The 7,887-nt window shown below is 57.3% G+C and carries 8 protein-coding genes; all 8 read left to right on the top strand.

Annotated features, from left to right (window positions below):
* On the top strand, window positions 1–1,528 hold a 1,528-nt coding region (glnE, locus tag A3754_RS05940), incomplete at its 5' end, for a bifunctional [glutamate--ammonia ligase]-adenylyl-L-tyrosine phosphorylase/[glutamate--ammonia-ligase] adenylyltransferase (RefSeq protein WP_082904762.1).
* Between the two features lie 42 nt (window positions 1,529–1,570).
* Window positions 1,571–2,497, top strand: coding sequence for a branched-chain amino acid transaminase (locus A3754_RS05935; protein ID WP_011589575.1), 927 nt, complete (start codon window positions 1,571–1,573; stop codon window positions 2,495–2,497).
* Between the two features lie 9 nt (window positions 2,498–2,506).
* The gene (gene waaF / locus A3754_RS05930) at window positions 2,507–3,562 is read left to right on the top strand and encodes a lipopolysaccharide heptosyltransferase II (protein ID WP_063519080.1); all 1,056 of its coding nucleotides are present in this window, start codon (window positions 2,507–2,509) and stop codon (window positions 3,560–3,562) included.
* Window positions 3,555–4,343, top strand: coding sequence for a lipopolysaccharide kinase InaA family protein (locus tag A3754_RS05925; protein WP_063519079.1), 789 nt, complete (start codon window positions 3,555–3,557; stop codon window positions 4,341–4,343). The genes waaF and A3754_RS05925 overlap by 8 nt, the downstream gene beginning before the upstream one ends.
* A 3-nt stretch (window positions 4,344–4,346) precedes the next feature.
* Complete coding sequence (gene waaC / locus A3754_RS05920) at window positions 4,347–5,372, top strand: lipopolysaccharide heptosyltransferase I (RefSeq protein ID WP_063519078.1); 1,026 nt, start codon at window positions 4,347–4,349, stop codon at window positions 5,370–5,372.
* On the top strand, window positions 5,369–6,463 hold the full coding sequence (locus tag A3754_RS05915; protein WP_063519077.1) for a glycosyltransferase family 4 protein: 1,095 nt from the start codon (window positions 5,369–5,371) through the stop codon (window positions 6,461–6,463). The genes waaC and A3754_RS05915 overlap by 4 nt, the downstream gene beginning before the upstream one ends.
* Window positions 6,460–7,308, top strand: coding sequence for a lipopolysaccharide core heptose(I) kinase RfaP (gene rfaP / locus A3754_RS05910; RefSeq protein WP_063519076.1), 849 nt, complete (start codon window positions 6,460–6,462; stop codon window positions 7,306–7,308). Before A3754_RS05915 ends, rfaP begins: the two co-directional genes overlap by 4 nt.
* Window positions 7,305–7,887 (top strand): glycosyltransferase family A protein (locus tag A3754_RS05905; protein WP_063519075.1); only part of this gene is annotated, 583 nt, incomplete at its 3' end. The genes rfaP and A3754_RS05905, both read left to right, overlap by 4 nt.

The raw sequence follows: 7,887 nt of genomic DNA, 5'->3' as shown, positions 1-7,887 counted from the left end.
GGAACAGGAAACCGATGCCGCCCAGGGGGCGGACCAGGAATTACTGGATTTGTGGTTGGGCCAGCTGGATGACGACGCTGCTGCGGCCCAGCTCAATGCCATTGGCGTTCAGGACGCAGAAGCCGTCTACGGCAGGTTGAGTGATTTTCGCGACAGCCGGGCGGTGGAGAATATGCAAGCCATCAGCCGTGAACGGCTGGACCGGTTGATGCCTTTGATGCTCGAAGCGCTGGGTTATCAAGGCCATGGGGAAACCACCGCCACGCGCTTGATTGCCTTCGTGGAAGCGGTGCTGCGCCGCAGTGCCTACATCGCGCTGCTGGTGGAAAACCCCAGTGCACTGACGCAGCTGGTGAAGCTGTCTGGCGCCAGCCCCTGGATTGCCGAGCGGCTCACTCGCCACCCGGTATTGCTGGATGAGCTCCTTGATGTGCGCACCCTCTACTCGCCTCCGGAGCGGGCAGAGCTGGATGACGAGCTGCGTCAGCAATTGTTGCGAGTAGCGGAAGACGACCTGGAACAGCAGATGGAGGTGCTGCGTAATTTCAAGCAGGCGCATCTGCTGCGGGTGGCGGCGTCGGAAGTGACCGAAGTGCTGCCATTGATGAAGGTAAGCGATTACCTGACCTGGCTGGCCGAGAGCATTCTTAATCAGGTGGTGATGTTGGCCTGGGAGCCCATGGTGGAGCGTCATGGGCGTCCGTCGCGGGATGACGGTCAGCCCTGTAGCCCGGACTTTGTGGTGGTGGGTTACGGCAAGCTGGGGGGGATCGAGCTGGGACATAACTCCGATTTGGATCTGGTGTTCCTGCATGATGCGGCCAGCGGCGGCATGACTGACGGGGAAAAATCCGTTTCCAATGAGCAGTTCTATGCCCGCCTGGGACAGCGCATCGTGCATATCATCGGCACGCGTACCATGAGCGGCCAGCTCTATGAGGTGGATACCCGCTTGCGTCCGTCCGGTAGTGCCGGCCTGTTGGTGAGCTCCATGGATGCGTTCGAAAAATACCAGCGCAATGATGCCTGGACCTGGGAGCATCAGGCGCTGGTCCGCGCCCGAGTGGTCGCCGGCTGCAGCCGGGCCCGTAACCGCTTTAACGATATTCGCCATCAGGTGCTGTGCGATTCGCGTCCGCAGGAGAAACTCCGTGAGGACGTGCTGGCCATGCGCACCAAGATGGTGGATCACCTGGCCGACAAAAGCCCGGACACTTTTCACCTCAAGCAGGATCCGGGAGGTATCGTTGATATCGAATTTATGGTGCAATACGGGGTTCTGAGATGGGCCTCCTCCCACGGTGAACTCACCCGCTTCACCGATAATGTGCGCTTGCTGGAAACACTGGCCGCATTGGACATTATGTCGGCTCAGGATGCCGGCCTGCTGCGGGAAGCCTACCTGGCTTACCGGTCCGCGGCTCATCGCGCCTCGTTGCGCAAAGAGAAATCCATTGTCGACGACACTCAATTCCGCGATTTGCGTGAAGGCGTGCGAACGATCTGGAAGCATTGGTTCGACCTGTAGGGCGTTCGCTCAAAGGTCCTTAGTTCTGGGAGTATCACTGCCATGTCGATGGCTGTAAGAGACGGTTTTATCTGGTTGGATGGCGAGCTGGTTCCCTGGCAGGAGGCCAAGGTTCACGTGCTGACGCATACCCTGCATTACGGCATGGGCGTGTTCGAAGGCGTGCGGGCCTATGAGACAGCAAAAGGGCCGGCTATTTTCCGCCTGCAGGATCACACCGACCGGTTTTTCAACAGTGCGCATATCCTCAACATGAAGCTGCCCTATACCAAGGAGCAGATCAATGAGGCGCACCTGTCTGCGATTCGCGAAAATAATTTGCCCCACGCCTACCTGCGCCCGATGGCGTTTTACGGCAGTGAAGGCATGGGTCTGCGTGCCCACAACCTGAAAGTGCACGTGATGGTGGCCGCCTGGGAATGGCCGTCCTACATGTCGCCGGAGGCGCTGGAACTGGGCATCAAGGTGCGTACCTCCAGCTATACCCGCCACCACGTGAACATCACCATGTGCAAGGCAAAAGCCAACGGCAACTACATGAACTCCATGCTGGCGCTGAACGAAGCCCTGTCCGGTGGTGCCGATGAGGCGTTGCTGCTGGATAACGAAGGGTATGTGGCGGAAGGCTCCGGTGAGAATGTGTTCCTGGTTCGCGACGGTATCATTTACACCCCGGAACTGACCTCTTGCCTGGATGGCATTACCCGCAAAACCATCATGCAACTGGCAGAAGAGCGTGGTTATCCGGTGCGCGAGAAGCGTATCACCCGTGACGAGCTCTACATTGCCGACGAAGCTTTCTTCACCGGCACTGCGGCGGAAGTCATGCCGATCCGTGAACTGGATGGTCGTATCATTGGTGCCGGTAAACGCGGCCCGGTGACGGAACAGCTGCAGGCCGTCTATTTCGACTTGGTGCGCGGCAAGCTGGATGACGATTACGGAGACTGGCTCACTTACGTGAGCTGAAGCAGGCGGATGCCGGCTACCGTTACCGACTCGCCCTCCGCCATCCTTGTCGTCGGCCCGTCCTGGGTCGGCGACATGGTGATGGCGCAAACGCTGTTTTCCGAACTGCGTCATCAATATCCCGATTGTGCTATCGATGTGCTCGCGCCGACTTGGTGCCGGCCGCTGCTGTCACGCATGCCGGAAGTGCGAGAGGCGCTGGCGTTGCCGTTTGATCATGGCGATTTGCGTCTTGGTGAGCGGCACGCATTGGGGAAATCCCTGCGCGGCCACTATCAGCAAAGTTATGTGCTGCCCAATTCGCTCAAGTCTGCGCTGGTGCCGTTTTCGGCGAAAGTTCCGGTGCGCACCGGCTGGCGGGGCGAAATGCGTTATGGCCTGCTCAACGATGTGCGCAAACTGGACAAGGAACGCTACCCCTTGATGGTGCAGCGTTTTGTGGCGCTGGCATTGCCGGAAGGCGCGCCGGTTCCGGGGCTGGATGAAATTACCGCTCCACACTTGCAGGTCAGTGACGATTCCCGCAATGGGGCCATGGCGGCGCATAATCTCAACCTGGACCGCCCGGTGCTGGGGCTGTGCCCCGGGGCTGAATTCGGTCCGGCCAAGCGTTGGCCAGAGCATCATTATGCCGCAGTGGCCCAGCACTGGATCGAGCGTGGCGGGCAGGTGTGGATCTTCGGTTCCGGTAAAGACCAGCCCGTGGCGGATATGATCGTCGGGGCACTGGAGAACGGTGCGGATGAGCATGCGGTGGTGCTGGCGGGGAACACGTCCCTGGAGCAGGCCGTGGATTTGCTGTCAGCGACCATGGCGGTGGTCAGTAATGATTCTGGTCTGATGCATATTGCGGCCGCCCTGAAGCGGCCACTGGTAGCCGTATACGGCTCAACGTCTCCCGGCTTTACGCCGCCCTTGGGTGATCGGGTAGCAGTGGTACGATTGGGGCTGGAGTGTAGCCCCTGTTTCGAGCGTGAATGCCCGCTGGGCCACCTGAACTGTCTGCGCCAGTTACCGCCTTCTCAGGTGATTGAGGCACTGGGGCAGCTGGTTGGAGATGAGTGATCAAATGGAATTGAATGGCAGTTATGTTCACCCTCACTGGCGTTTGACGCTGGATGGGCTCGGCTTGAGTACGATGAAGGACTGGTTGGCGTTGGATAAAACGCTGGTCGATGAGCCTAATCAGCGAGGAAGAGGGGTCAGTCAAGTCTTCCGGGCTAGTGTGATTGGCGCTGAGGGTGAGCCAGTGACAGTGTACATTAAGCATCAGCGCAACTATGTGCGTCGCAGTGTGCTGCATCCTGTTTCCGGACAAACGACGTTGTATCAGGAATACCGGGCCCTGATGCGCTGCTGGCAAGCGGGCGTGCCCGTGGCAGAGCCCGTGTTTTTTGCGGCCAATTCTTCAGGCGGAGATAACGAAGCCATGTTGGTCAGCCTAAATTTGGCGGGTTTCCAGAGCCTGGATCAGGTGAAGCTGGACCAGTTGTCGGCAGCGCGTCGATTTACGTTGATACGAGATGTGGCTGCGGTGGTACGGTTGCTCCATGAGCGTGGATTGGTTCACCAAAATTTGTATCCCAAACATATCTTTGTGGCTTGGTCTGATAAGCAGCAACGCTATGACGTACGCTTCATCGACATGGAGCGCTGCCGGCCGCACTATCGGCGTTGGCAGCCACGGCTGCGTGACCTGGAGACGTTGGCAAGACGAGCGAGTGGTTTTTCTGCCCGTGACAGGTTGCGTTTTTTAAGGGCTTACTTTGATCGGCCGCTGGCAGATAGTGAGGGTCGATCACTCATGACCCGTATGGAGCGTAAGTTCAAGTTAAGGGGCGCCTGATCAATGCGTGTGCTTTTGATCAAGACCTCTTCCATGGGGGATGTGATCCACACTCTGCCGGCACTGACCGATGCACAGGCAGCGATTCCTGCGCTGCAGGTGGACTGGGTTGTAGAGGAAGCCTTCGTCGAACTGGCAAGCCGCCACCCTGTGGTTAGCAATACTTTTTCCTGTGCCCTGCGCCGCTGGCGCAAACATCCCATCAGAGCGCGCCGCTCCGGGGAGTGGGCTGCCTTCAAAGCCGCCGTTCAGGCGACCTCCTACGATGCGGTGATTGATGCTCAGGGTTTGCTGAAAAGCGCTTTCATTACGCGTCTTGCCAGTGGTCCCACGTTTGGTTTGGATAAAAGCTCTGCACGGGAAGGGTTGTCTGCCCGAGTGCTGGATTATCCACAACCGATTGCGCGAGGCCAGCATGCCATTGCCCGGGTTCGGCAGTTGTTCGCACTGTCGCTCGGCTACCCTCTGCCCGACACTGCACCCGATTACGGTCTGCCTCGCAGTCATGTGCCGACTCCGTTAAGTTGCCCGGCCCAGCTGGTTTTTTGTCATGGCACGACCTGGACCACCAAGCATTACCCGGAGGCTTTCTGGCGGCAGTTGCTGGAGTTGGCCAGTAGTGAAGGTCACCGCATTTATGTGCCTTGGGGCAACGACGAAGAAAAGGCCCGCGCCGAGCGGTTGGCTTCCGGTCTTGAGCGAGTGACAGTGCTGCCGAAAATGGGGCTGGATGCGCTTACCGACAAACTGTTGAGCTGGGATGCCTTTATCGCCGTGGATACCGGCTTGGCACATCTGGCGGCGGCCGCTGGTTTGCCGGGTGTGGCACTTTATGGCCCAACGGACCCGGTGCTGACCGGGGTGCAAGGTGCTCGTGCTTCGTCATTGGCGGCGGATTTTCCTTGCGCGCCTTGTGTGCAGGAGAAGTGCACATACCGGGGAGAGTTGGGCAAGGGGGTGGAACCTCCTTGCTTTAGCAGCCTCAAGCCAAAGCAGGTCTGGCAGCAACTGTTACGGGTGGCCTCATGAAGCTGGCGTTTGTGCTGTTCGAGTATTTCCCTTTCGGCGGGTTGCAAAGGGATATGTTGGCTATTGCCCAAGCCGCTGTAGCACGGGGTCATCAGGTCACCATTTTTACCCGGGCCTGGGAAGGTGAAAAGCCAAAGGATATTACTGTGCATTTGCTGCCGGTGACTGCTGGCAGCAATCACCGGCGTGACGTGCAGTTTGCAGGCCAGGTGAGTGAGTTGTGGGCGGATTTTGACCTGCGAGTAGGGTTCAACAAAATGCCTGGGCTGGATTGGTATTATGCTGCGGATGGCTGTCTTTCCGAGCGTTACTCCTGGCCGCGTTCCTGGTTACCGCGTTATCGCAGCAAACTGGATATGGAACATGCGGTTTTTGCACAGGGTAGCACCACTCGGATTTTGTCCATTTCTCCGCCACAGAAATCCCTGTTTCAGGATCACTACGGTACCGCCGAACAACGATTTATCGATTTGCCACCAGGTATTCGCCGTGACCGGGTGCTGCCCCAGTGTTATGAGTCTGTGCGTATGGCGCATCGGGAAAAATTGGATCTGACTGATCAGCAACCGATGCTGTTGTTTGTGGGCTCCGGTTTTCGTACCAAGGGCCTGGATCGTGCCATTCATGTGCTGGCGGAGTTGCCAGAGGCGCAACTATTTGTGGTGGGCGATGACCGCCCTGAGCGTTTTGCTGCGCTGGCGCGCGGGTTGGGTGTAATGTCGCGCCTGCATTTCATGGGTGGGCAGGACAATGTGCCGGAGTGGCTTTGGTCTGCGGATTTGTTGCTGCATCTCGCCTATGCGGAAAACACCGGGACGGTATTGCTTGAGGCTGCCATTGCTGGGTTGCCGGTTTTGACCACGAAGGCATGCGGGTATTCACCGTACATTGAGCAGGCGGCCATGGGCCAGGTAATGAATGACAATGCGTCGCTTGCCATGATGGCTTTGGCAGCCAAGACACTTCTGATGCAGGGGCGTGATGACTGGCGGCAACGGGGACGGGTATTTGCGGCCAGTGCAGATATTTATGACCTGGTGGAGCATGCGGTATCAGCACTGGAAGCGGGCGATGACGGGGAGCAGGAATGAGCACGATGCTGCGTGAAGATCTGGCGGCGGCCTGGGCCGGCAAGGACCCGTTTGAGCAGGCGGCCCGGCAACAAGGGGATATTTTCCGGGAGCGTGAAGGGCGCAGAACGCTGCGTTTTTTTCATGCCGGAAAAGGTTATTTCCTCAAGTACCATGGCGGGATTGGATGGCGTGAAATCTTCAAGAATCTGGGTCAGGGGAAATTGCCTGTGCTTGGCGCCATGCAAGAAGTGCGTGCGATTGATGCTGTTCGGGCCGCAGGGCTGGATACGATGACGGTGGCAGGGTATGGCTGCCGTGGCCACAATCCGTCTCGTCAGGAATCGTTTCTGGTCACGGATGAGCTGGCTGATACCTTGAGCCTGGAGGAGGTGGGCGAAAGCTGGCTTGAGGCAGGAGAAGTGCCTGTAGGGTTCAAGCGCGAGCTGATTCGTCGGGTGGCTGCTATCGCCCGCCGTATGCATGATGCAGGCATTAATCACCGTGATTTTTATCTTGCCCACTTTTTGATGCCGGCATCTGCGGTGCATGCCAGGGATGAAAGCGCGCCTCTTTTCCTGATCGATCTGCACCGTTCCCAGGTGCGAGGGGCGGTTCCTCAGCGATGGCGAGTCAAGGATTTGGGGGGCTTGTATTTCTCCACTGCCCGGTACGGGATGACGCGAAGAGATGTTCTGCGCTTTGTGCGTGAGTACAGTGGGCGATCTTTACGTGATGTGCTGACGGAAAAATCTGCTCTGCTGGCTGCCAGTCAGCGAGAAGGCGAAAAAATTTATCGCCGCTATTATGAAAAGACACCTCAATTTCCTCTGCAATTTAATCCGCACCCGGGGAAGGATATATGAGTGCCGGTTTTTCCGTTGTCATTCCTGCCTATAACTACGGTCATTGTATTGAACGGGCGGTGCAATCGGTATTGAGCCAGTCTTATTCTGATTTTGAGGTGTTGGTGATCAATGATGGATCTACCGACAATACCGATGAAATTATGAGGGCACTGGAGAATCAGCATTCTGATGTGCTGCGTTATATACCCCAGGTTAACCAGGGTTTGTCTGCGGTGCGTAATAGAGGTATTGAGGAAGCTCGATTCCCGTGGTTGATTTTTCTGGATGCGGATGACGAGATGTGTTCGGAGGCGTTGTTAGCACTGGAGAAATGTGCACAGGAAAGCCCTCAGGCTCGGCTGCTGATCGGTGGCCATTATTCCTGTAGCGGAGATGCCTGTGAGAAAATCAGACCAAGGCCCATTACTGCTGATTGTAAGAAAAACTTCGCTGCCTTCCTGGGGAAAAAATTAACCATATCTAATGGTGCCTGTGCTATGCACCAACAGTTGTTTGCAACGGTTCGCTATGACCCAAACTTGCGTCATACGGAAGATTTGCCGGTGTTCGCTCATGTGTTGGCAAACTATCCGGTGG

It is taken from the genome of Alcanivorax sp. HI0083 (assembly GCF_001635175.1).
Note: the sequence above shows the minus strand (reverse complement) of the source record. Positions and strands in the feature narration are given on the sequence as shown.

Excerpts from the sequence above, each read along its gene's own strand:
- A3754_RS05935 (WP_011589575.1), top strand. The coding sequence starts at position 1,571 with ATGTCGATGGCTGTAAGAGACGGTTTTATCTGGTTGGATGGCGAGCTG.
- waaF (WP_063519080.1), top strand. The coding sequence starts at position 2,507 with ATGCCGGCTACCGTTACCGACTCGCCCTCCGCCATCCTTGTCGTCGGC.
- A3754_RS05925 (WP_063519079.1), top strand. The coding sequence starts at position 3,555 with ATGAGTGATCAAATGGAATTGAATGGCAGTTATGTTCACCCTCACTGG.
- waaC (WP_063519078.1), top strand. The coding sequence starts at position 4,347 with ATGCGTGTGCTTTTGATCAAGACCTCTTCCATGGGGGATGTGATCCAC.
- A3754_RS05915 (WP_063519077.1), top strand. The coding sequence starts at position 5,369 with ATGAAGCTGGCGTTTGTGCTGTTCGAGTATTTCCCTTTCGGCGGGTTG.
- rfaP (WP_063519076.1), top strand. The coding sequence starts at position 6,460 with ATGAGCACGATGCTGCGTGAAGATCTGGCGGCGGCCTGGGCCGGCAAG.